Below are 1,275 nucleotides of genomic sequence, written 5' to 3' on the forward strand. Positions count from 1 at the left end.
CGGCAGAGGATTCGGAAAAGCAAGATAACCTTAACCCCTTCAATCAAGTAGGGCCCATTTGGGCCCTTTTTTAATGACGGGCATTGGAAAAGACCTCATGTGAGTCTACGACCATAGTCAAATAAGTCAGCGATGCCCTGCACAACTCTTCTCCCTCCAGATGCACTCGAATTCCGTTTTCGCTAACATTGAGACATGACTCTCCAGAAGAGCGAAACAACACCTAAAATGTATATAATTCTTCTACAATGTCTAAAGTGTTGTTTCTAACAGCCTGAATGAATCGGTTTCTATCAATGTTGTCAACAAACCGCTAGTGAAGAATCTCTGGTGGAGGAGGAGGAAAGTGGCATGATAATCAGAACTCAGGATGCGGACTACAAATCCTTTACGCGGAACAGGCTAACGATATTCGAACACAGGAGAAAACCGTTACTTGATCAGCTTGAGAGAATCAAGAATGAAATCGACAAACTGAGACCTGAGGAAGAGACCAGGAAACTTCGGGGAGCGGGTGGGGTACCAGCCGCAAAGCAGGAAGAAAAACCGCTAATTAGCAAGATGGAAACCTACAGCGAAAGAAGATGTAGGGAACTTGAAGCCAAGCAGCAAGAGGTGGAGGAGAAACTTGAGGCTCTCGACATCGAAGCGGAGGATATTGAACTGAAAGCTCTTGCTGAAGAGACAGAATATCTGGATAAGAAGAAGGCTGAGTATCTCGAAGCTCTGGAGAAGGCCAAGAAGAAGTTCGAAGCCGATTGGTATTTGACCAATATAGAACTCAAGTATTCGGAGGAAGATTACATTCACAAATTGCTGAAACGACTGGAATCACTGGGAGAAAGACAGAAAGAAATCAACGATCTCAGGACCTATCGAGAAAGGAAGAACAGACAGGGGGCAGTCGGCGGAAGGTTGGTTGGCGCCCCCAAAGATCAGAAGAACGATTCAAGGAGAGCAGCAGCAGATTCAACTACCGAAAAGGGGCCGCTCACTCCTCAGGATGAGGACCAGTCAACGATAATGAGAAGAAGGGGCGGCGGAAGAATTGAGCGCGACGATAAATAGATATTTTTTCTGTCGCCAGTGAAAGCATAAGAAGTTGTTCTTGTCGATTTACAAGCAGGTTGGGTTTTATCACAGAACATAATAATAGTGTAACAAAATACTTTATTTTCTTTATTCTGTTTGTCTTATGGGTGATTTGTGACGAAGCGCGCTGGAGTGAATCCACTTAAGTGCACTTTTTTGATTACCGGAACGGTTAGTGAAAGC

General features: G+C 44.6%; 1 protein-coding gene. It reads left to right on the plus strand.

What is annotated here, in order from left to right; translation table 11 throughout:
• Positions 1–351: 351 nt before the first annotated feature.
• A complete protein-coding gene (locus tag B3N33_RS07775; protein WP_292588017.1) occupies positions 352–1,068 on the plus strand; it encodes a hypothetical protein in 717 nt (238 codons plus the stop codon).
• Positions 1,069–1,275 lie beyond the last annotated feature (207 nt).

Origin of the sequence: Mesotoga sp. UBA5825, from assembly GCF_002432955.1 — a bacterium.
Classification (GTDB): Bacteria; Thermotogota; Thermotogae; order Petrotogales; family Kosmotogaceae; genus Mesotoga.

Coding starts and splice junctions, on each gene's coding strand:
- B3N33_RS07775 (WP_292588017.1), top strand. CDS start 352: ATGATAATCAGAACTCAGGATGCGGACTACAAATCCTTTACGCGGAAC.